Origin of the sequence: Pseudogulbenkiania sp. MAI-1, assembly GCF_000527175.1 — a bacterium.
GTDB lineage: Bacteria > Pseudomonadota > Gammaproteobacteria > Burkholderiales > Chromobacteriaceae > Pseudogulbenkiania.
Map to the genome: position 1 here is coordinate 3,596,010 of NZ_AZUR01000001.1, position 21,332 is coordinate 3,617,341.

The window sequence follows — 21,332 nt, forward strand, 5'->3', positions numbered from 1 at the left end:
TTGAAAAAAGCCGAAAAAAAACAGTTAAGTTTACCATAACCCCGTCAAGAGCCCCAGCACCGCTAGCCCTGCCGGGTCAGCAAGGCGCGCAACAACTGGGTTTCTTCCGGTGTTAGACCTTCATTCCTTGATTTTTGTTTTAGCCTTTCCAGCTCGGCTTCACGCAATAATTTCAGCAGCTTGACGTTGCCGTCCTGAAACTGCTGGCGTGCCTCCTCGCCGTTGTCGGCAAACTCGTCCGGGTCCTGCATGGCCTGCTGCAATACGCTGTCCACCAGCCCTTCGAAAGGGGTGCCGCGAATGCTTTCCACCAGCCGGGCCGTATTGGGCTCCTGCGGCATCTCGTGCACTCGCTCGGCCAACATGGCGAAACAGGCCAATTCGTCGGACAACGCCACGCTGTCGGACAGCGTCACGTCCTCCGCCCACCGCGGGTTCATCAGCAGCCACTTGATCTGCTTGCGCACGATCGGCGTGTTGATGTAGCGGTGCGACTCGTCCGGCAGGCGGTATTCGCGCCTGCCCTTGCGCTCCGGCTTTTTCTGCCCCATCAGCATGTCGAATTCGTCGACGTCCACGCCAGCCAGTTCGGCCAGCCTTTTCTTGATGATGAGAGCCAGCGCCGGTGCGGCAATCTGGTTCAGGAGCGGCATGGCCTGACGGATCAGGTCGGCCTTGCCCTCCGGGGTGTTCATGTCGGCGCGGCCGGTCAGCTCGCGGGTGAGATAGACCGACAGCGGCAGACTCTTCTGCTCCAGGCACTCCTCGAACGCCTCGCGCCCGAACTCGCGGATGTAGCTGTCCGGGTCGTGCTCCTGCGGCAGAAACAGAAAGTGCAGCGCCTTGCCGTCGACCAACTGCGGCAGGCTGTTTTCCAGCGCGCGCCACGCGGCCTTCTGCCCGGCCTTGTCGCCGTCGAAGCAGAAGTACACCTGATCGGCGTGGCGCAGCAGCTTGCGCACGTGCTCGCCGGTGGTGGCGGTGCCGAGCGTGGCCACCGCGTACTCGACGCCGTACTGCGCCAGCGCCACCACGTCCATATAGCCTTCGACCACCAGAACGCGGTTTTTCTCCCGGATCGCCTGGCGCGCCTCGTACAGGCCGTACAGCTCGCGCCCCTTCTCGAACAGCGGCGTCTCCGGCGAGTTGAGGTACTTCGGCTCGCCCTTGCCCAACACCCGCCCGCCGAAGCCGATGATGGCGCCGCGCTGGTTGCGGATCGGGAACATCACCCGGTCGCGGAAGCGGTCGTAGCGCTTGCCCTCGTCGCCGGCGATCACCAGCCCGCACTCCACCAGCCGCTCGTCCTGGTAGTCGGGAAAGATCGCCTGCAGGTTCTGCCACTCGCCCGGGGCGTAGCCCAGGCCGAAGCGGGCGGCGACCTCGCCGGTCAGCCCGCGCCCCTTGAAGTAGCCGATGGCGGCGGGCGAGGACTTGAGCTGCTGCTTGTAATACCCCGCCGCGCGCTGCAGCAGGTCTTCCAGTGTCACCTTGCGCTCGCGCGCCTCGCGGCTGGCTTGCGGGTTGGCCGAGCGCTCCTCCGGCACCGGCATGCCGAGCCCTTCGGCCAACAGCCGGATGGCGTCGACGAAGCTCAGCCCCTGATACTCCATGACGAAGCCGATGGCCGAGCCGTGTGCGCCGCAGCCGAAGCAGTGGTAGAACTGCTTGCTCGGGCTGACGGTGAACGAGGGACTTTTTTCCTTGTGGAACGGGCAGCAGGCGAGGTAGTTCTGCCCGGCCTTCTTGAGCGGGACGTAGCGATCCACCACGTCGACGATGTCGACGCGGGACAGCAACTGGTCGATGAAATCCTGCGGAATCAACGCCTGGTTCCCGGCTCGCGACTGGCGCGGTCAGCCCGGTTCAGACCGACCGCGCGGCACTCCACCTCAGCCTGCAAGCTTGGCCTTGATGCGGGCCGACACCACGGCCATGTCGGCGCGGCCGGCCATCTGCGGACGCACCAGCCCCATCACCTTGCCCATGTCCTGCATCGAGGCGGCACCGCTCTGCACCACGGCGGCGTCGATCAGCGCGTCGATTTCGGTCTCGGTCAGTTGCTGCGGCAGGTAGCCGGCCAGCACGTCCATTTCCGCCTTTTCCTTGCCCGCCAGGTCCTGGCGGTTGGCGGCCTCGTACTGGGCGACCGAGTCGCGGCGCTGCTTGATCATCTTGTCGACCACGGCGACGATGCCGGCATCGTCGAGCTCGATGCGCTCGTCCACTTCCTTCTGCTTGATCGCCGCCAGCAGCAGGCGGATGGTGCCGAGACGCTCGGCGTCCTTGGCCTTCATGGCCGTTTTCATGTCGTCACTGATGCGCAGTTTGAGACTCATGTCGTGCTCGCCGGAAAAGGAGGAAGCCACCGGCATGCCGGCTGGCTGGAATTCATGAAGTACAAATGGCAAAACCGCAGGCATTGCCTGCGGTCCTGCATTCTTGCCGTGCTACGAAGCGATTAGTACAGCTTCGGCGGCAGCATCTGGCTGCGCAGACGCTTGTAGTGACGCTTCACGGCAGCAGCCTGCTTGCGCTTGCGCTCGGCAGTCGGCTTCTCGTAGAACTCGCGGGCGCGCAGTTCGGTCAGCAGACCGGTTTTTTCCACAGCGCGCTTGAAGCGGCGCATGGCGACTTCGAACGGCTCGTTCTCTTTGACGCGAATATTCGGCATTACCTTAGTGTCCTTAAATTCTGGAAGCTAAATGCTTGAAGAAAACAAATATTTTAACAACGTTCAGGGCTTTGTAAAAGCCCGACGCGACTCAAGCAAGTGTTTTGTGCGCTTTACGCATCACAACTTGCGAGCAGAAATCACCCCCTCACTCGGAGAACTTGGTGTTGCACTATAAAAACGCTTGGGCATGCGGCCCGCGCGATACGCGGCACGCCCCGCCTCCACGGCCAGCTTCATGGCCCGGGCCATCAGCACCGGGTCACCCGCCGCGGCGATGGCGGTATTCATCAGGATGCCGTCGCAGCCCAGCTCCATGGCGATGGCGGCATCCGAGGCCGTGCCCACGCCGGCATCCACCAGCACCGGCACCTTGGCCTCTTCGATAATCAGCTTCAGGTTCCACGGATTCAGGATACCCATGCCAGAGCCGATCAGGCTGGCCAGCGGCATGATGGCGCAACAGCCGATATCGGCCAGTTCGCGCGCCACGATGGGGTCATCCGAAGTGTAGACCATCACGTCGAAACCTTCCTTGACCAGCACCTCGGCGGCCTTGAGCGTTTCACGCACGTTGGGGAACAGCGTGTGCGGATCGCCCAGCACCTCGAGCTTGACCAGTCGATGGTCGTCCAGCAGTTCACGCGCCAGGCGCAGCGTGCGCACGGCGTCGTCGGCGGAATAGCAGCCCGCCGTATTGGGCAGCAGTGTATACCGGTTTTTCGGCAGAAAGTCGAGCAGATTCGGCTCGTCGGCATTCTGGCCGAGGTTGACGCGGCGAATCGCCACGGTGACGATTTCGGCGCCGGAGGCGTCCAGCGCCTCGGCGGTCTGTTCAAAATCCCGATACTTGCCGGTGCCCACCAACAGGCGCGACGCATAGGCCTTACCGGCGATGACAAGCTGATCCTGATCCTGCGACATCATCATTCCCTCGTACCTTCTTCAACCGCCGCCCACGGCGACGACAATTTCCAGTTCGTCCCCATCGGACAAACGCTCTTCCCCGTGGCGGCTGCGCGGCACGATCTCGCCGTTCTTCTCGATGGCGACGCGCTTGCCGGCCAGTTCCAGGACGGCGATCAGATCGGCCAGCGTGGCGACACCGTCCAGCGTCCGCTCCTCGCCGTTGACACGAATCTTCATGCGGGATTATCTCCGTTCCGCCTGCTGCACCACGTCGATCTGCTGCACCTCGGCCAGCACCTTGCCGAGGTGGGCCAGGCTCTCGACCTGCAGGCGGAAATGAATGTGGATGAAACCATCGCCGACGTGGGTGTCTTGGGTGTCGACGCTCTCGATGTTAGCCGACGCCTGCGAGATGGCGGTGGCGATCTCGGCCAGCGCCCCGCGCTCGTTGCGCGCCAGGATGCTGATGTTGACGCCGAACATGCGCTCCTTCGGGCTGTCCCAGGTCACGTCGAGCAGCTTGTCGTGGTCGACCCGCTTAGTGTTGGGGCAGACCACGCGGTGCACCAGGAGGCCCTGCCCCTTGGTGATCACGCCGAGGATGTCGTCGCCCGGGATCGGGTGGCAGCAGGTGGCCAGCTGCACCGCCCCCCCCTCGTTGCCGCGGATGGTGACCGGCCCGATGTGGACGTCTTCCCCGGTGCGCTCGCCGGCCAGCTCGGCCAGCCGGCGCGCCACCACGATCGGCAGCAGCTTGCCGACGCCGATGTCGGCCAGCACGTCGTCGAACGGCTGGTCCTTCTCGCCGTACTGCGCCAGGTAGGCGGCGTGCAGCGCATCGTCCAGCACCAGCGGAGTCGAGGCCAGCGCGCTGACCGCCTGCTTGAGCAGGCGCTCGCCCAGCTGGGCCGCCTCTTCACGCTGCAGGCTCTTCAGGTAGTTGCGGATGCAGGAACGGGCACGACCGCTCTGCACGAAGCTCAGCCACGACGGGTTCGGCTTGGACTGGGTGGAGGTGATGACCTCCACCGTATCGCCGTTGCGCAACACCGTGCGCAGCGGCATCAGCGAATGGTTGACGCGTGCCGCGATGCAGCGGTGGCCGATGTCGGTGTGCACCGCGTAGGCGAAGTCCACCGGCGTCGAGCCCTGCGGCAGCACGATGATCTTGCCCTTGGGCGTGAACACGTAGACCTCGTCCGGGAACAGGTCGATCTTGATGTGTTCGAAGAATTCGACGGCGTCGTCGCTCTCGGCCTGGATGTCGAGGATGCTCTGCAACCACTGGTGGGTGCGCTGGTGCGCGGCATCGAGCGAGGCGTCGCCGCTCTTGTACATCCAGTGCGAGGCGACGCCGGCTTCGGCCACGCTGTTCATCTCGCGGGTGCGGATCTGCATCTCCACCGGCGTGCCGTAGGGGCCGAACAGCGTGGTGTGCAGGCTCTGGTAGCCGTTCCCCTTGGGGATGGCGATGTAATCCTTGAACTTGCCCGGAATGGGCTTGTAGAGGCTGTGCAGCGCGCCCAGCGCCAGGTAGCAGCTGGGCACGTCGTTGACGATCACGCGGAAGCCGTAGATGTCGAGCACCTCGGAAAACGACAGGTGCTTCTCCTGCATCTTCTTGTAGATGCTGAACAGGTTCTTCTCGCGCCCCTTGATCGTCGCCTCGATATTGCACTCGACCAGCTTCTGGCTGACCGCGTGCAGGATCTTGCTCACCACTTCGCGGCGGTTGCCGCGCGCGGCGCGCACCGCCTTGGACAGCACATGGTAGCGGTGCGGGTGCAGGTGCTTGAAGGCCAGGTCCTGCAACTCGCGGTAGACCTTGTTCAAGCCGATGCGGTTGGCGATCGGCGCGTAGATTTCCAGCGTTTCCAGCGCGATGCGCTGGCGCTTGTCCTCGCGCATGGCGTCCAGCGTGCGCATATTGTGCAGCCGGTCCGCCAGCTTGACGATGATGACGCGGATGTCGCGCGCCATCGCCAGCACCATCTTGCGGAAGTTCTCGGCCTGCGCCGTTTCCTTGGTCTGGTATTCCAGCCGTTCCAGCTTGGACAGCCCGTCGACCAGGTCGGCGATGGTGCGGCCGAACTTCTCCACCAGCGTCGGCTTGGTGACGCCGGTGTCTTCCAGCACGTCGTGCAGCAGCGCCGCCGCCAGGCCCTGCACGTCCAGCCGCCACTCGGTCAGCATGGTGGCGACCGCCAGCGGATGGGTGATGTAGGGCTCGCCGCTCTTGCGCGTCTGACCCTCGTGCGCCGCGCGGCTGAGCTCGAAGGCCTGCCGCAGCAGCTGCACGTCCTCCGGTCTCAGGTAGCGGGCGGCCGCCTCGAGAAAGGCCGCCGCGTCGGCGTCGATCATCGATTCATAGTCGATGACCGCAGTGAGGTCTGCGCTCATGGAGCCTTCCATCGGACGCCGGCTCAGCCCTTGTTGCGATGCAGGATTTCGGTGCCGACGTGGCCGGCGGAAATTTCACGCAGCGCGACCACAGTCGGCTTGTCGCGGCCGGCCTCGACGAACGGCGCGGAGCCGGAGGCCACCTGGCGGGCGCGGTAAGCGGCGGCCAGGGTCAGGTCGAAACGGTTCTGGATACGGTCCAGGCAATCATCTACGGTAATGCGGGCCATAATGTCCTCTGCTAAATCAATCGTCTTTCAAGACTATATAGTGTTTCGGGCACGGGACCAACGGGGTCAGTCCTAAGAGCCTGTTTAAGGTCTTTTTTCGACTGCGCTGGCCCGGCAAATGGACAGATGCTAGGCGGACGATGCAGACCTTAGTCATTCTAAGGTCAAGTCGTCCAACACCGCAGATGGCCGTTTGCCGGGCCAGCCCTTCGGGGCCGGGTACTGCCGGTGCATCGCGTTGTCGTTCGTCCCTGGCAGTGAATGACACTGCGGCGGGACTCTCTTCTAGTGCTGCATCCGGCAGTACTCGGCCGCAGCCGCAAAAAGACCTTGCACAGGCTCTAACTGCCCATGCGGCTCAGCGCGTCGCGGTAGCGCAGCATCTGCTTGTCTGCATGCAGCCGCTCGGCACGGATGATGCTGATCAAATCCTGCTTGGCGCGCTCGATGTCGTCGTTGACGACGATGTAGTCGTACAGCGCGGCGCGGTCCACCTCGGAGCGGGCTTCGGCCAGGCGACGCTGGATGACCTCCTCGCTGTCGGTGGCGCGGCCGCGCAGGCGGCGCTCCAGCTCGTTGATCGAGGGCGGCGCGATGAAAATGGTGATCACCTTGTCGAACAGCGCACGCACCTGCTCGGCGCCCTGCCAGTCGATTTCCAGCAGGATGTCGCGGCCTTCGGCCAGCTTCTCGCGCAGCCAGGCCGCGCTGGTGCCGTAGTAGTTGCCGTAGACCTCGGCGTGTTCGAGGAAATCCCCCGCCTCGATCATGGCAAGAAACCGCTCCTTGCTCACGAAATGATAATGCGTTCCGTCCACCTCGCCTTCGCGCGGTGCGCGGGTGGTATAGGAAACGGACAGCTGCACCGCCGGGTCGACCGCCAGCAGGGCCGACACCAGCGTGGTCTTGCCGGCGCCCGAGGGGGCGATAACGATGTAAATGTTGCCGCTGGGCTGAACCATGAGAGCGTGCATCCTGCGCCAAAAGAATAATTTTTCAGGATACCACAAGCCTTTCAAGCGGTTAAGACGTTCCCCGGCCAGGCTTGTGCCGTGCCGGGACTAGCCAGTCCTCCGCCGCTATTGCAAAATGCGCAGCTTAATCAAACCAATATGCTATTTCGAGGGGTTTTTCATGTCGCTGCTGGACAGCTTCTTCAAGCTCGAGGAACACGGCACCTCGGTCCGGACCGAGGTCATCGCCGGCTTCACCACCTTTCTGACCATGGCCTACATCATCCTGGTCAACCCGCTGATCCTGTCGGGAACCGGCATGAACCTGGACGCCGTGTTCGTCGCCACCTGCCTCGCCGCCGCGCTGGGCACCGGCATCATGGCACTGGTCGCCAACTACCCGATCGCGCTGGCACCGGGCATGGGGCTCAACGCCTACTTCACCTTCACCGTGGTGGGCGGCATGGGCGTACCGTGGCAGACGGCGCTGGGCGCGGTGTTCATTTCCGGCATCGTGTTCCTCGCGGTCAGCCTGTTCAAGGTGCGCGAAGCCATCGTCAACGCCATCCCGCGCTCGCTGAAGTTCGCCATCTCGGCCGGCGTCGGCATGTTCCTGGCCATCATCGCACTGAAGAACGCCGGGGTGATCAAGGCGCATCCGGCCACCTACCTGACCCTGGGCGACATCCACAGCCCCACCACGCTGCTGGCCATCCTCGGCTTCTTCATCATCGTGGCGCTGGAATACCGCAAGGTGCCCGGCTCGATCATCCTCGGCATCCTGGCAGTGACCGCGCTGTCGATCATGTTCGGCCTCTCGAAATTCGGCGGCGTCGTGGCCGCCGTGCCGAGCATGGCGCCGACCTTCATGCAGATGGATCTGCAAGGCGCGATGAACGCCGGCCTGCTCGGGGTGATCTTCGTGTTCTTCTTCGTCGACCTGTTCGACACCACCGGCACGCTGATCGGCGTGTCGCACCGCGCCGGCCTGCTGGACAAGGACGGCAAGCTGCCGCGCCTGAAACGCGCGCTGATGGCCGACTCGATCGCCATCACTGTCGGTGCGGTGATGGGCACCTCGTCCACCACGGCCTACATCGAGAGCGCGGCGGGCACCGCCGTCGGCGGCCGCACCGGCCTGACCTCGCTGGTGGTCGCCATCCTGTTCCTGGCCTGCCTGTGGCTGTCGCCGCTGGCCAAGACCGTGCCACCCTACGCCACCGCGCCGGCACTGTGCTACGTGGCGGTGCTGATGTGCCGCGGCCTGGCCGAAATCGAATGGGACGACCTGACCGAATCGGCACCGGCGGTGATGACCGCGCTGGCGATGCCGTTCACCTTCTCGATCGCCGACGGCATTGCCTTCGGCTTCATCAGCTACGCCGCGCTCAAGCTCTTGAGCGGCCGTTTCGCCGAACTGAAGCCGGCGGTGCTGGTGATCGCCGGGCTGTGGGTCTTCAAACTGGCGTTCTTCGCCTGAGGTAGAATCGGCTGCATGGAAAACCTGAGCAATCTCGATTATTCGAGCTACCTGAAGGGCTGGATCCGCACCGTGCCGGACTGGCCGCAACAGGGCGTGATGTTCCGCGACATCACGCCGCTGCTGCAGAACCCCAAGACCTTCCGCGTGCTGATCGACATCTTCGTCCATCGCTACATGGGCGAGGGAGTCGATCTGGTGGCGGGACTCGACGCGCGCGGCTTCATCATCGGTTCGGTGCTGGCGTACGAGCTCAACGTCGGCTTCGTGCCGATCCGCAAGAAGGGCAAGCTGCCGTTCAAGACCGTGTCGGAAGAGTACGAGCTGGAATACGGCAACGCCACGGTGGAGATGCACACCGACGCCTGCAAACCGGGCGACCGGGTGGTGCTGGTCGACGATCTGGTGGCCACCGGCGGCACCATGCTGGCCGGTGCCAAGCTGCTGAAGAAGCTCGGTGCCGAGGTGCTGGAGGCGGCGGCCATCATCGACCTGCCGGAACTGGGCGGGAGTCAGCTGGTGCGCGACAGCGGGCTGGAACTGTTTACCGTGTGCTCCTACGCCGGGCACTGAGTGGCGACGGTTTCAGCCGAGCACGACAACTGGCCGCCAGGCCCGTTTTCATTTGCTGACGTCAAGTGGACAAAAAAAAGAGGATACGGTGACCCACCGTACCCGTCCAAGCACACACACATAAATCCAAGGAAACTAGGCAGAGAGCAGCTGCCGGGTCAGCGCTTGCGCGATTCCTCCTTCACGTTGCGGATGAACAGCGTCACACAGACACCGACGACCAGGCTGGCGACGACGATGGTGACGAGACTCAAGACCCCCACCTCGTCGGATAACAGTTGTTTCCAGAGTTCCACTTTGCCCTCCTGTGGCGAGTTGACTCGCCGTGATGACTTTGACTGCCAACCATCATACCCATGACCCGATATCGGGAATTGACGTAGGTCAAAGGCATGTTTTTCCGCGACGAAACCGCACAAAAGACAAAAAAATGGCCCCGGTTCGGTGCCGGGGCCATGTGCTCGGGATGAAGGAATCGGCGCTTACTTGCTCGCGCCCATGTCCTTGGACAGGAAGAAGGCGTCCGAGAAGAACTCCTCTTCGGGCAAGCCACGTTCGCGGGTGAAGCTGCGGTGTGCCGCCTCGACCATCACCGGCGCGCCGCAGGCGTACACCTGGTAGCCCGACAGGTCGGCGAAATCGTCCAGCACCGCCTGGTGCACGAAACCGGTGCGGCCAGCCCAGTTGTCCTCCGGCAGCGCTTCGGACAACACCGGGATGTAGGTGAAGTGGGGATGGGCGGCCTGCCATTCTTCGGCCAGACCGGCCATGTACAGGTCGGCCTTGGTACGGGCGCCCCAATAGAACACCATCGGGCGGGTGATGCCGCTATGGAGCGCATGCTCGACGATACCCTTGATCGGGGCAAAACCGGTGCCGCTGGCCACGAACACAATCGGCTTGTCCGAATCCTCGCGCAGGAAGAAGGTCCCGAGGGGCCCCTTGAAGCGCATGATCTCGCGCTCCTTCATCTGAGTGAACACGTACTCGGAGAACGAGCCGCCCGGTTGGTGACGGATGTGGAGCTCCAGGAAAGCGTCGTCATGCGGCGCGTTGGCGATGGAGAAGCTGCGCTTCTTGCCGTCCTTCATCAGGATGTCGATGTACTGGCCGGCGTGGAACTGCAGTCGCTCGGACACCGGCAGCTTGAGCTTCAGCACCGCCACGTCGTGCAGCTTCTCGATCTTCTCGACACGGCACGGCAGCGTCTTGACCGGGATGTCGCCGATACCGGTGACTTCGCGCACCTCGATGGTCAGGTCGCCTTGCGGCTTGGCGCAACAGAACAGCGCGTAGCCCTGTACGCGCTCCTGCTCCGGCAGGGCTTTCTCCTGGTAGCCATCCTGGCAGACCTCGCCCTCCAGCACCTTGCCCTTGCAGGCGCCACAGGCGCCATCGCGGCAACCGTAGGGCAGGCCGATCCCCTGGCGCAAGGCCGCCTCGAGGATGGTTTCGTGGTCGTCGACCAGGAAGGTGTGTCCACTCGGGAGCACTTTGACTTGAACAGTCATCTCGTTACTCTACCTTAAGCTCGCTAAAATGCGCTGTATGCGTACTCTACTGATTGCAGGCTTCGGCGACGTGGCGCGCCGGGCCGTCCCCCTGTTGGCGCCGCACTGGCGGCTGCTGGCCTTGGTGCGCCGGCCGGAACAGGCCGCCCTGGCACGACGTCTCGGCGTGCAGCCGGTAGCGGCCGACCTCGACGATCTGTCGAGCCTCTCGCGTCTGGCCGGCTTGGCCGACGCCCTGCTCTACACCGCCCCGCCACCGGACAACGGCGAGCGCGACCCGCGCCTCGCCAAGTTGTTGGGCGCACTGGCAAAAGCGAAAAGTCTACCACAGCGGGTGGTCTATATCAGCACCAGCGGGGTCTACGGCGATGCTGCGGGACGGTGGCTGGATGAAACCGCGCCGCTGCGGCCGCAAAGCACCCGAGCCAAGCGTCGCGTCGATGCGGAACACCGGCTGCGCGCCTTCGCCCGAAGCAGCGGCGCCAGCGTGACGATCCTGCGCACGCCCGGCATCTACGCCGCCGAGCGCCTGCCCACGACACGCCTGCTGAACGGCACGCCGCTGATCGAGGCCAGGGAAGACAGCTACGGCAACCACATCCACGCCGACGATCTGGCACGGCTGTGCGCGGCGGCCCTGCAGCGCACCGGCGGCATCCGCGTCTACAACGCCTGCGACGACGAGCCCTTGGCGGTGGGCGAGTGGTACGACCGGCTGGCCGACGCGCTGGGCCTGCCACGCGCACCGCGCCTCCCCCGAGCCGAGGTGCAGGCCGCGGTCTCGCCGGCGCTGTGGTCGTTCCTGGCCGAATCGCGCCGGCTCGACAATCGGCGCTTGAAACGGGAACTGGGCGTGCAACTGCGCTACCCCCGCGTGGACGACTTTCTCGCCACCCTGCCGCCACCCCGGAAGGGCAAACCCTCTACCGCCAATGTGCCTCAACGACGACGACCAGGCATGCCCTGAAGCGACAGCAAGATGCTGGTAGCCACAACCGCCCACGCCGCCACGGGAATGGCTCGCCACCTTGCCGCAGATTCGGTAACATCGCGCTTTTTTTGACTTTTCCGACAAAGACAGCCATGGAAAACCCGGCTTTTCAGCGACACATCAAGAGCTTCGTGCTGCGTCAGGGCCACCTGACTCCGTCCCAGAAGCGCGCCATGGACGAAGGCATGCCGCGCTGGGGCATCGAATACCGCCCCGAGACGCTCGATCTCGAAGCGGCGTTCGGCCGCCAGGCGCCCAAGATCCTGGAAATCGGTTTCGGCATGGGCACGGCCACGGCGGAAATCGCCGCCAACAATCCGCAGCAGGATTACCTGGGCATTGAAGTGCACTCGCCCGGCGTGGGCAACCTGCTCAAGCTGATCGCCGAGCAGGAACTGACCAACCTGCGGCTGATCCGCCACGACGCGGTGGAAGTCATCGACCACATGCTGGCCGACGCCTCACTCGACGGCATCCACATATTCTTTCCGGACCCGTGGCACAAGAAGCGCCACAACAAGCGCCGGCTGATCCAGGCACCGCTGGTGGCAAAGCTGGTGAAGAAACTGAAGCAGGACGGCTACCTGCACGCCGCCACCGACTGGGAGGATTACGCGATCCAGATCCTGGAGGTGTTTTCGGCCAACCCCGAGCTGGCCAACAGCGCCGACGGCTACGCGCCGCGCCCGGACTACCGCCCGCTGACCAAGTTCGAGCAGCGCGGCATCCGCCTCGGCCACGGCGTGTGGGACATCATCTTCCAGCGCCGCTGAACGCAGGCATCCAAGCGCTTCGGCCAAGCTCGAGAGCTTGGCCGGAGCGTATCATCAGCCCGGCAGCAGACGGACGATATCGTCGAGCAGTTCGTGCGGCTGCACCGCCGGCTCATAGCGCTTGACCAGCCGGCCACGGCCATCGATCAGGAACTTGGTGAAGTTCCACTTCACCGGCTGCGGATGTTCGCTGTCGGCGCGCGTCAGCCAGCGCCAGAGTGGATGCGCCTCCTCGCCATTGACCGCCACCTTGGCATAGAGGGGAAACGTCACGCCGAAACGGCTCTGACAGAAATGGGCGATGCTGTCGTTGGTACCCGGCTCCTGGCCGCCGAACTGGTTGCAGGGAAAGCCGAGCACGGCGAAGTCCTCCCCGTCGAAATACACCGCCAGCTCCTGCAAGCCGGTGTATTGCGGCGTGAAACCGCATTCGCTGGCGGTGTTGACCACCAGCACCACCATGCCGGCGTAGCGCGACAGGGATTCGAGGCTGCCGTCGATACGGCAGGCGGAAAAGTCATGGAGCGTGGTCATGGTGGGTCTCCGTCTCGTATAATCGGCATTGCTACAGCATGGGCGCCGCCGTGGGCGGCACCCTTCGTTTTTTCCTCAGGTAGATCGCCATGTTCAATCCCAGCCGGCAGGACGCACGCCGTTTCTTCTTCGACACCTGGTCCAAGCACCAGCGCAACGAGACGCTGACCGACCTGGAAAAAATCGTGCTGGCCATCCTGCTGGAACACCCGGAATACCATGCCATCGTCGGCCAGCCCGAGCGCTACCTGGAGCAGGAATGGACGCCGGACATGGGCGAGTCCAACCCCTTCCTGCACCTGAGCCTGCACATGGCGATCGAAGAGCAGCGCTCCATCGACCAGCCGTTCGGCATCCGTTCCCTGTACGCCCAGCTGGCCCTGCGCCTGGGCGACGAGCACGCCGCCCAGCACCAGATGATGGAATGCCTGGGCGAGATGATCTGGCACGCCCAGCGCTACGGCGGCGGCCCGGACGTCAACCGCTACATTTCCTGTGTGCGAAGCCGGCTCGGCATGGGCGAGGAAGAGACGCCCCGCCTCAATCCCAACGACATCGGTGACTGACAAGCTCCACCCGGTCTTTAGTTGATAGTCCAAGTTGGCGGCAGCGACAAACCCGGAAATCAGCCGCCGGCCATACTGTCGCCAGGACACCCCAGCGCATCCCGCCCTACCCGCGCCAGGCCAAACAAAAAGGCACCCGCACCAGATGCGGATGCCTTCCTGAATTCGGATGTCTCCTCAGACGATGCGCCGCAGCCGGCGCCCCTCGACGAAGGCTTCGATGTTCTCCGCCAACTGCCCGGCCAGCCGGCTCATCGCCTCGTGGCTGGCCCAGCCCACGTGTGGCGTGACGATCAGATGCGGCAGACGCGCCTTGAGCAGCGGGTTGCCCTCGCGCGGCGGCTCCACCGTCAGCACGTCGAAGCCGGCCCCACCCAGCTGACCAAACTTGAGCGCCGCCACCAGCGCCTCTTCGTCGACCAGACCGCCGCGCGCGGTATTGATCAGCACCGCACCCGGCTTCATGCGCTGCAGCTCCTCGGCCCCGATCATATGCCGCGTCTCCTCGGTCAGCAGGCAATGCAGCGACAGCACGTCCGACGTCGCCAACAGGGTGCCGAAATCGACGTAGCCCTCGCGCACGCTGGCGGCCCCCTTGCGCTCGCCGAACTGCACCTTCATGCCGAAGGCACGGGCCCGCTGGGCCAGGGCCTGACCGATGCCGCCCGAACCGATGATGCCCAAGGTCGCCCCCTGCAGGTCGCGGATCGGCGCACCGAAGTGGCAGAACTGCGGTGCGTTCTGCCACACCCCGGCCGCCACGTCGCGCTGGTAGGCGGGCAGGTTGCGGAACAGCGCCAGCATCAGCATGAAGGCGTGCTCGGCCACCGTGTCGTCGCCGTAATGCTGGATGTTGGCCACCGCCACGCCACGCTCGCGGCAGGTCTCGAGATCGATATGGTTCACGCCGGTGGCGGCCACCGCCAAGAGCTTCAGCTCCGGCAGGGCCTGCAGCGTCGCACGGCTGAACGGCACCTTGTTGGTGATGACGATCTCGGCCCCGGCGGCGTGGCCGATGATCTGCTCGGCACTGGTGGCCGGAAACTCGCGGTAGTGGTGGGGAAAAGCAAAAGCGGGAACCGGGACAGGCAAGCTGTCCCGGTCGAGAAACACGATGGAATGGGTCATGTAGTCGTCGTCAGCGCTCGAAAGTGATCAGGTCGCGGTAGGCGTGCCAGGTTGCCAGGCCGATCACCGGCATGATCACGATGAGGCCGACGAAATAGGTGGCAAAGCCCACCACGGTGAGACCGACAATCATAGCCGCCCACACCACCATCGTCAGCAGGTTCTTGTACACCGCCTGCAGGCTGGCGACCATGGCGGTGATGGTGTCCACCTCCTTGTCGAGCAGCATCGGCAGCGACACCGCGCTGATCGCGAACACCAGTGCGGCAAAGAAGAAACCGATGCCGAAGTAGGCCACCAGGAAGCCGATATTCTCCGGCTTGAAGGCGTTGGCCACCACCATCTCCAGCGTCGGCAGGGTCGCCGTATCGTAGAACAGGGCGAAGATCAGCAGCGACATACGGAACCAGCCGAACACCAGCACCGCCAGCAGCACCGCGTACAACGCGAAACTGTGCATATTGACGCGCCAGGCGGTCATGCTGTGGATCAGCGTCACCCGGCCGCGGCCGTCGAACGCCTCCATCTGCTTGGCGATGTCGTAGAGGCCGATCGCCAGGAACGGACCGACCAGCAGGAAGATGGTCGACAAGGTGACGACGATCTCGGGCGCCTGCTCGAAATAGATGGCCAGCAGATAGCCCATCAGGACGAAGACCGCCCCGTAGAACAGCGAATCGGCCGGCGCACGCTGCACATCCTTGAAGCCCTGGCGCAACCATTTAGCCGGGTACGACACGTCGACATGCTTGATAACCGGGTGCTCGTTCGACGGATGATGATGAGTGATATCCATGATGTTTCCCCTTGCAGCAAGAGTGAGTGGCGGACAAACCTGGCCTTGTTCCGTTATAAGCCATCACAGATGAAACACAACCCCGCCGCCACTTGGCCGGGACGACGTGGCGGGGTCGCCCTGCTAGAATGAATATTTTGGTTGAAACAAACAGAAGGAGAGGCACATGGCGTCCGAACTGATTATCGAAGAACTGCAGCTGGGCGACGGCGCCGAAGCCACCGTCGGCCAGGAGGTCACCGTACACTACACCGGCTGGCTCACCGACGGCACCAAGTTCGACTCGAGCAAGGACCGCTTCCAGCCGTTCTCCTTCCCGCTGGGAGCCGGCTACGTGATCAAGGGCTGGGATCAGGGCGTGGCCGGCATGAAGGTCGGCGGCAAGCGCAAGCTGACCATCCCGGCCGAACTGGGCTACGGCGCGCGCGGCGCCGGCGGTGTGATTCCGCCCAACGCCACGCTGATCTTCGAAGTGGAACTGCTGCAGGTCGGCTGAGCCACAGCCTGCCGGCAACGATCTCGAGCGTAGCGAGGCTCCCTTGCAGGGCAAGGGTGGACTGCGTGCCAATCTTTGATTGGCTCAGCGAGGGATTGGGAATAGATAGGCAGGCTGCGGAATCAACTACTGAGGTGGAGAGGACCGGCTCTGCCGGGTCCTGTAAAAACGCATCGAAGCACTTTGTCAGCAGCCTGAGCCATCGCTATGCGATGGCTTTTTTGTTGCAACGATCCGGCTCATTTCTTGTGCGTCAACGCTGCCGCATGGCTGTTCTTCCTCCTGCGGTAGCAGACCATGGCGATTCCCGCCAGCAGCACCGCGACGGCGATCAGGATGCCCGCCTGGCCACGATGCACCCAAGTCATCAGCCACTCGCGGTTGGCAGCGCCCAAGTAGCCCAGGTACACCCAGACCGGCACCGAGATCAGCGCGGCAAAGCCATCCATCAGCAGGAAACGCCAGTACGGCACGCGCCGGGTCATGCCGGCGGTGATGAAGATCGGCGAGCGCAGTCCGGGCAGGAAACGCGCCACGAACATCACCCAGTTGCCGTATCGGTCGAATTTTTCCTGCACCGCGAGAAACCGTTCCTGTGTCAGGATGTGGGCAACCGGCTTGAAACGCAGCACACGATGGCCGTAATGATGACCGAGCGCAAACATCAGGCCATCGCCCAGCAGCACCCCGGCCATGCCCACGGCAACCATCCAGTGCACGTTGGCAAACCCCAGACCGGAGATGATGCCGCCCGCCACCAAGGTGATGTCCTCCGGAATCGGCACGCCACAACCGCAGGCCAACAGCACCAGAAATACGGCGAGATAGCCGTACCCGGTAAAGAAATCGAGAAGAATCTGCAGAATATCCATGTAGGCCCGTCAGTCCATCCCCCTGCTTTGCATCAGGGTGTGCTGCCCCGTTTTCGGAACGGGGACGTATCGTGGAGCATCATCATAACACAGCCCATCCCGGCAATTTCTTGATACCGAACAGCCTTCTGCACGCCCTCGCAGCGCAAGCCCCGCCCACTCGGCGAAAAGCCCACGGCCGGACGGGCGTGGGCTTTTCCAGGGGCATTGCGGAGGCGGCGGACTCAGGCGGCCGCGTCGATCACCGCCGCGATCTCGCGCGCCCACTTCTCCGACAGGGCGTGCTCGTCGGCCTCCACCATGACGCGCACCACCGGCTCGGTGCCGCTCGGACGCAACACCACGCGCCCACGGCCCTGCAAGGCGCTCTCAGCGGCGCGCAGCACGTCGGCCGACGCCGCCTTCCAGTCCTGTCCCTTGAGCCGCACGTTGATCAGCGTCTGCGGAAACGGCTGCCAGTCGCGGCACACGCCGGCCAGGTCCTGACCCAGTTCATCCAGGGCAGTCAGCACCTGCAGGCAGGAAATGATGCCGTCACCGGTATTGTGTTTGTCGAGGCACAACACATGACCGGACGCCTCGCCCCCCACCTGCCAGCCGTTGTTGTGCAGCATCTCCAGCACGTAGCGGTCCCCCACCTTGGCCCGGCCGAACGGCACCGCCATCTTCTGCAAGGCGAGCTCCATGCCCATATTGGTCATCACCGTGCCGACCACGCCACCTTTCAGTTCCCCCTTGGCGGCGCGCGCCTTGGCGATCACGTAGATCAGCTGGTCGCCGTCGTAGACCTGGCCCTTGCGGTCCACCATCATCAGCCGGTCACCGTCGCCGTCCAGAGCCACGCCATAATCGGCCTCGTGCTGCAGCACCGCCGCCTGCAGGGTCTTGGGGTAGGTGGCCCCGACCTTGTCATTGATGTTGTAACCGGTCGGCTCGCCGCCGATGGTGACCACCTCGGCGCCCAGTTCATGAAACACCTTGGGCGCGATGTGATAGGTAGCGCCATGGGCGCAGTCGACCACCAGCTTCAGGCCCTTGAGATCGCGGTCGTTGGGAAAGGTGCTCTTGCAGAACTCGATGTAGCGTTCAGCCGCGCCGTCGATGCGGCGTGCCCGTCCCAGGTCGCGCGACGGCTTGGTTTCCATCGGCTGTTCGAGCATCGCTTCGATTTCCAGCTCGATGGCATCGTCCAGCTTCTTGCCGCCCTCGGCGAAGAACTTGATGCCGTTATCGTGATAGGGATTGTGCGAGGCCGAGATCATCACGCCGGCGGACAAGCGCAGTGCGCGCGTCAGGTAGGCGATGCCCGGCGTCGGCAGCGGCCCGGTCAAGAGCACGTTGACGCCGGCAGCGGTCAGGCCGGCCTGCAACGCCGCTTCCAGCATGTAGCCGGAAATACGCGTGTCCTTGCCAATCAGCACGGTCGGATGGGCATCGTGCTCGTGGTTGACCAGCACCCGCCCGGCGGCGTAGCCGAGCTTGAGGACGAATTCGGGGGTGATCGGAAACTGGCCGACTTCGCCGCGGACGCCGTCGGTGCCAAAGTATTTGCGAGCCATGGTGTGTTGTATCCCTGAGAAACGGCACGGCATTGTACTGCCGGCCGGCATGACGTGTCAGCGGTGGTTCTGTTCCAGCGCGGCCAGCAGTTGCAGCGCCTGGCGCGTGGCCTTGACGTCGTGCACCCGGACCACCTTGGCGCCGCGCCGCGCCGCCTCCAGCGCGGCCGCCACGCTGGCACCCAGCCGTTCGGCCGGCACCTCTTCGCCCGTGACCGCCCCCAGCATCGACTTGCGCGACATGCCTACCAAGAGCGGCACACCGGCCTGCTGCTCGACGTCAGCCAGGTGTTGCAGCAACAGCAGGTTATGCGCCACCGTCTTGCCGAAGCCGAAGCCCGGATCGCCCAGCAGGCGCTCGCGGACGATGCCGTGTTCCAGGCACAGCGTCACGCGCCGGCCGAGATAGGCTCCGACCTCCTCGACCACATCGCGATACTGCGGGTTGTGCTGCATATTGTCCGGATTGCCCTGCTTGTGCATCAGGCAGATACCAACCCGGCTGCCCGCCACCATCTCCAGCGCGCCCTCGTCCTCCAGCGCGGAGACGTCGTTGATCAGGTCCACCGCCCCCGCCTGCAACGCCGCCCGCATCACCGAGGTACGCCGGGTGTCGAGCGACAGCGGCACGTTCAACGCGGCCAGCCGCTCCAGCACCGGCAGCACGCGCGCCTCTTCCTCTTCCGGGCTGACGTAGGGGGCGCCGGGGCGGGTCGACTCGCCGCCGATGTCGAGGATGTCGGCGCCCTCTTCCAGCAGCCTTTCCGCGTGGGCCAGGGCGCTGTCGAGCCGGTTGAAGCGGCCGCCATCGGAAAACGAATCGGGAGTGACGTTGAGGATGCCCATCAGCAGCGGGCGATCCAGCGCGAGCGTGTAGCGCCCGCACACGAAATCGGTCATGGTGTTGCCTGTATCGGGGTCGCAAAAAAGGCGGCAGCACGATGCTGCCGCCTTGGGATGAGGGTCGAACGGCTCAGTGTTCCTGCGCCGGGGTCGCGCTCGGTTCCGGCGCGGTGCCGGTCGGCTTGTCGCCACCACTGGTGCCGGGCGCACTGCGGTCGGGACGCGGCGGGCGCGGCGGACGGCCGGCCATGATGTCGTCGATCTGCTCGGCGTCGATGGTTTCCCATTCCAGCAGCGCGGCGGTCATCGCCTCGACCTTGTCGCGGTGCTCCTCGAGCAGGTGGCGCGCCAGAGCGTACTGCTCGTCGATGATGCGGCGGATTTCCTGGTCCACCTGCTGCATGGTCGCTTCCGACATGTTCTTGTGGGTGGTGACGGAGCGGCCGAGGAACACCTCGCCCTCGTTCTCGCCGTACACCATCGGCCCCAGCTTGTCGCTCATGCCGTAGCGGGTGACCATGTCGCGCGCCATCTGGGTGGCACGCTCGAAGTCGTTCGAGGCGCCGGTGGTCATCTGGTTCATGAACAGCTCTTCGGCGATACGGCCACCGAACAGGATGGCGATGCGGTCCATCAGGTAGCCGCGGTCGTAGGCGTAGCGGTCCTCTTCGGGCAACTGCATGGTCAGGCCCAGGGCACGGCCACGCGGGATGATGGTGACCTTGTGCACCGGATCGGACTTGGGCAGCAGCTTGGCGACCACGGCGTGGCCGGATTCGTGGTAGGCGGTATTACGCTTCTCTTCTTCCGACATCACCATCGACTTGCGCTCGGCGCCCATCATGATCTTGTCCTTGGCGGCCTCGAAGTCGTCCATGTCGACCAGGCGCTTGTTGCGGCGCGCGGCGAACAGGGCAGCCTCGTTCACCAGGTTGGCCAGATCGGCACCGGAGAAGCCCGGGGTGCCGCGGGCGATCACCGACGCCTCGACATCGGCCGCGATTGGCACCTTGCGCATGTGCACCGACAGGATCTGTTCGCGGCCACGGATATCCGGCAGCGGCACCACCACCTGGCGGTCGAAACGGCCCGGACGCTGCAGCGCCGGGTCCAGCACGTCAGGACGGTTGGTGGCGGCGATCACGATCACCGTGGTGTTGGTCTCGAAGCCGTCCATCTCCACCAGCAGCTGGTTCAGCGTCTGCTCACGCTCGTCGTTGCCGCCGCCAAGACCGGCGCCGCGCTGGCGGCCGACTGCGTCGATTTCATCGATGAAGATGATGCACGGGGAATTCTTCTTGGCCTGCTCGAACATGTCGCGCACGCGGGCGGCACCCACGCCGACGAACATCTCGACGAAGTCGGAGCCGGAAATGCTGAAGAACGGCACCTTGGCCTCGCCGGCGATGGCCTTGGCCAGCAGGGTCTTACCGGTACCGGGGCTGCCGCACAGCAGGATGCCGCGCGGAATGCGCCCGCCCAGGCTCTGGTAGCGCGACGGATCGCGCAGGTAATCGACGATTTCCTTGACCTCTTCCTTGGCCTCGTCGCAGCCGGCGACGTCCTGGAAGGTCACGGTATTGGTGTCCTGGTCGAGCATGCGCGCCTTGCTCTTGCCGAACGAGAACGCCCCGCCCTTGCCGCCGCCCTGCATCTGACGCATGAAGAAAATCCACACGCCGATCAACAGCAGCATCGGGAACCAGCTGATGAACAGGCTCATCAGCATGCTGGGCTCCTCCTCCGGCTTGGCCGAGAAGCGCACGTTATTCTTGATCAGGTCGTCGACCAGCTGCGGGTCGTAGGGAGCGTAGGTCATGAAGGACGAACCGTCGGCACGCTTGCCTTTCAGCCACTGCCCGCGCAGCGGATGGCCCTCGATGCTCAACGACTGTACCTTGCCCGACTCGACATCGCTGATGAACTGCGAATACTCGATCTGGTTCTGGGTATCCTGACGCTTGTTGAACTGATTGAACACCGTCATCAGTACCAGACCGATGATCACCCAAATGGCGATGTTTTTGCCGATATTGTTCACTAG

General features: G+C 64.2%; 23 protein-coding genes. 6 read left to right on the plus strand and 17 right to left on the minus strand.

Annotated features, from left to right (window positions below):
* Positions 1-62: 62 nt before the first annotated feature.
* The 8 genes from dnaG to gmk all read right to left on the minus strand — a co-directional run bounded on the left by dnaG (position 63) and on the right by gmk (position 7,175).
* Positions 63-1,826: a DNA primase gene (gene dnaG / locus PSEMAI1_RS0116875; RefSeq protein ID WP_024303999.1), complete on the minus strand. Its 1,764-nt coding sequence runs from the start codon at positions 1,824-1,826 to the stop codon at positions 63-65.
* 66 nt (positions 1,827-1,892) lie between these two features.
* Positions 1,893-2,339, minus strand: coding sequence for a GatB/YqeY domain-containing protein (locus tag PSEMAI1_RS0116880; protein ID WP_024304000.1), 447 nt, complete (start codon positions 2,337-2,339; stop codon positions 1,893-1,895).
* Positions 2,340-2,461: 122 nt separating this feature from the next.
* Positions 2,462-2,674 carry a 30S ribosomal protein S21 gene (rpsU, locus tag PSEMAI1_RS0116885; RefSeq protein ID WP_008952516.1) on the minus strand — a complete coding sequence of 71 codons (213 nt, stop codon included), beginning with the start codon at positions 2,672-2,674 and terminating at the stop codon, positions 2,462-2,464.
* Positions 2,675-2,794: 120 nt separating this feature from the next.
* Entirely contained in the window at positions 2,795-3,601 is an 807-nt protein-coding gene (locus PSEMAI1_RS0116890; protein ID WP_029770786.1) for a thiazole synthase, read from the minus strand.
* 18 nt (positions 3,602-3,619) lie between these two features.
* On the minus strand, positions 3,620-3,820 hold the full coding sequence (thiS, locus tag PSEMAI1_RS0116895; protein WP_024304002.1) for a sulfur carrier protein ThiS: 201 nt from the start codon (positions 3,818-3,820) through the stop codon (positions 3,620-3,622).
* A gap of 6 nt (positions 3,821-3,826) precedes the next feature.
* Entirely contained in the window at positions 3,827-5,983 is a 2,157-nt protein-coding gene (locus PSEMAI1_RS0116900) for a bifunctional (p)ppGpp synthetase/guanosine-3',5'-bis(diphosphate) 3'-pyrophosphohydrolase (protein ID WP_024304003.1), read from the minus strand.
* 23 nt (positions 5,984-6,006) lie between these two features.
* Entirely contained in the window at positions 6,007-6,213 is a 207-nt protein-coding gene (gene rpoZ / locus PSEMAI1_RS0116905) for a DNA-directed RNA polymerase subunit omega (protein ID WP_008952512.1), read from the minus strand.
* Between the two features lie 341 nt (positions 6,214-6,554).
* Positions 6,555-7,175 carry a guanylate kinase gene (gmk, locus tag PSEMAI1_RS0116910; RefSeq protein ID WP_024304004.1) on the minus strand — a complete coding sequence of 207 codons (621 nt, stop codon included), beginning with the start codon at positions 7,173-7,175 and terminating at the stop codon, positions 6,555-6,557.
* Between the two features lie 172 nt (positions 7,176-7,347).
* Between gmk and PSEMAI1_RS0116915 the strand changes: the two genes are divergently transcribed.
* Positions 7,348-8,646 (plus strand): NCS2 family permease, encoded by a 1,299-nt coding sequence (locus PSEMAI1_RS0116915; RefSeq protein ID WP_024304005.1) that lies wholly within the window; start codon positions 7,348-7,350, stop codon positions 8,644-8,646.
* A gap of 15 nt (positions 8,647-8,661) precedes the next feature.
* A complete protein-coding gene (locus PSEMAI1_RS0116920; RefSeq protein ID WP_024304006.1) occupies positions 8,662-9,219 on the plus strand; it encodes an adenine phosphoribosyltransferase in 558 nt (185 codons plus the stop codon).
* Between the two features lie 158 nt (positions 9,220-9,377).
* On the opposite strand, the gene PSEMAI1_RS21515 is transcribed toward PSEMAI1_RS0116920, so the two are convergent.
* Both PSEMAI1_RS21515 and PSEMAI1_RS0116930 read right to left on the minus strand, forming a co-directional pair.
* Positions 9,378-9,515, minus strand: coding sequence for a DUF3149 domain-containing protein (locus PSEMAI1_RS21515; RefSeq protein WP_084612718.1), 138 nt, complete (start codon positions 9,513-9,515; stop codon positions 9,378-9,380).
* Between the two features lie 186 nt (positions 9,516-9,701).
* Positions 9,702-10,730 carry a CDP-6-deoxy-delta-3,4-glucoseen reductase gene (locus tag PSEMAI1_RS0116930; protein WP_024304007.1) on the minus strand — a complete coding sequence of 343 codons (1,029 nt, stop codon included), beginning with the start codon at positions 10,728-10,730 and terminating at the stop codon, positions 9,702-9,704.
* Positions 10,731-10,767: 37 nt separating this feature from the next.
* On the opposite strand from PSEMAI1_RS0116930, the gene PSEMAI1_RS0116935 reads away from it, so the two are divergent.
* Positions 10,768-11,697: an SDR family oxidoreductase gene (locus PSEMAI1_RS0116935; protein ID WP_024304008.1), complete on the plus strand. Its 930-nt coding sequence runs from the start codon at positions 10,768-10,770 to the stop codon at positions 11,695-11,697.
* A 116-nt stretch (positions 11,698-11,813) separates the two neighbouring features.
* On the plus strand, positions 11,814-12,494 hold the full coding sequence (gene trmB / locus PSEMAI1_RS0116940) for a tRNA (guanosine(46)-N7)-methyltransferase TrmB (RefSeq protein ID WP_024304009.1): 681 nt from the start codon (positions 11,814-11,816) through the stop codon (positions 12,492-12,494).
* Between the two features lie 54 nt (positions 12,495-12,548).
* On the opposite strand, the gene PSEMAI1_RS0116945 is transcribed toward trmB, so the two are convergent.
* Entirely contained in the window at positions 12,549-13,028 is a 480-nt protein-coding gene (locus PSEMAI1_RS0116945) for a glutathione peroxidase (RefSeq protein WP_024304010.1), read from the minus strand.
* Between the two features lie 89 nt (positions 13,029-13,117).
* Between PSEMAI1_RS0116945 and PSEMAI1_RS0116950 the strand changes: the two genes are divergently transcribed.
* Positions 13,118-13,594, plus strand: coding sequence for a DUF1841 family protein (locus PSEMAI1_RS0116950; protein WP_024304011.1), 477 nt, complete (start codon positions 13,118-13,120; stop codon positions 13,592-13,594).
* 177 nt (positions 13,595-13,771) lie between these two features.
* Here the strand turns inward: PSEMAI1_RS0116950 and PSEMAI1_RS0116955 are convergent, their stop codons facing one another.
* Together PSEMAI1_RS0116955 and PSEMAI1_RS0116960 are read right to left on the minus strand one after the other, a co-directional pair.
* Positions 13,772-14,722 carry a D-2-hydroxyacid dehydrogenase gene (locus PSEMAI1_RS0116955; protein ID WP_024304012.1) on the minus strand — a complete coding sequence of 317 codons (951 nt, stop codon included), beginning with the start codon at positions 14,720-14,722 and terminating at the stop codon, positions 13,772-13,774.
* A 10-nt stretch (positions 14,723-14,732) separates the two neighbouring features.
* Positions 14,733-15,518 carry a DUF2189 domain-containing protein gene (locus tag PSEMAI1_RS0116960; RefSeq protein ID WP_024304013.1) on the minus strand — a complete coding sequence of 262 codons (786 nt, stop codon included), beginning with the start codon at positions 15,516-15,518 and terminating at the stop codon, positions 14,733-14,735.
* 166 nt (positions 15,519-15,684) lie between these two features.
* Here PSEMAI1_RS0116960 and PSEMAI1_RS0116965 point away from each other — a divergent pair, with 166 nt between their 5' ends.
* The gene (locus PSEMAI1_RS0116965; protein WP_008952500.1) at positions 15,685-16,014 is read left to right on the plus strand and encodes an FKBP-type peptidyl-prolyl cis-trans isomerase; all 330 of its coding nucleotides are present in this window, start codon (positions 15,685-15,687) and stop codon (positions 16,012-16,014) included.
* Positions 16,015-16,253: 239 nt separating this feature from the next.
* Here PSEMAI1_RS0116965 and PSEMAI1_RS0116970 read toward each other — a convergent pair whose 3' ends face one another.
* The 4 genes from PSEMAI1_RS0116970 to ftsH form a co-directional block, all read right to left on the minus strand.
* A complete protein-coding gene (locus PSEMAI1_RS0116970; RefSeq protein WP_024304014.1) occupies positions 16,254-16,886 on the minus strand; it encodes a DedA family protein in 633 nt (210 codons plus the stop codon).
* 224 nt (positions 16,887-17,110) lie between these two features.
* Positions 17,111-18,445: a phosphoglucosamine mutase gene (gene glmM, locus PSEMAI1_RS0116975; protein WP_024304015.1), complete on the minus strand. Its 1,335-nt coding sequence runs from the start codon at positions 18,443-18,445 to the stop codon at positions 17,111-17,113.
* A 57-nt stretch (positions 18,446-18,502) separates the two neighbouring features.
* Positions 18,503-19,345: a dihydropteroate synthase gene (gene folP / locus PSEMAI1_RS0116980; protein ID WP_024304016.1), complete on the minus strand. Its 843-nt coding sequence runs from the start codon at positions 19,343-19,345 to the stop codon at positions 18,503-18,505.
* A gap of 73 nt (positions 19,346-19,418) precedes the next feature.
* A complete protein-coding gene (gene ftsH / locus PSEMAI1_RS0116985; protein WP_024304017.1) occupies positions 19,419-21,329 on the minus strand; it encodes an ATP-dependent zinc metalloprotease FtsH in 1,911 nt (636 codons plus the stop codon).
* Positions 21,330-21,332 lie beyond the last annotated feature (3 nt).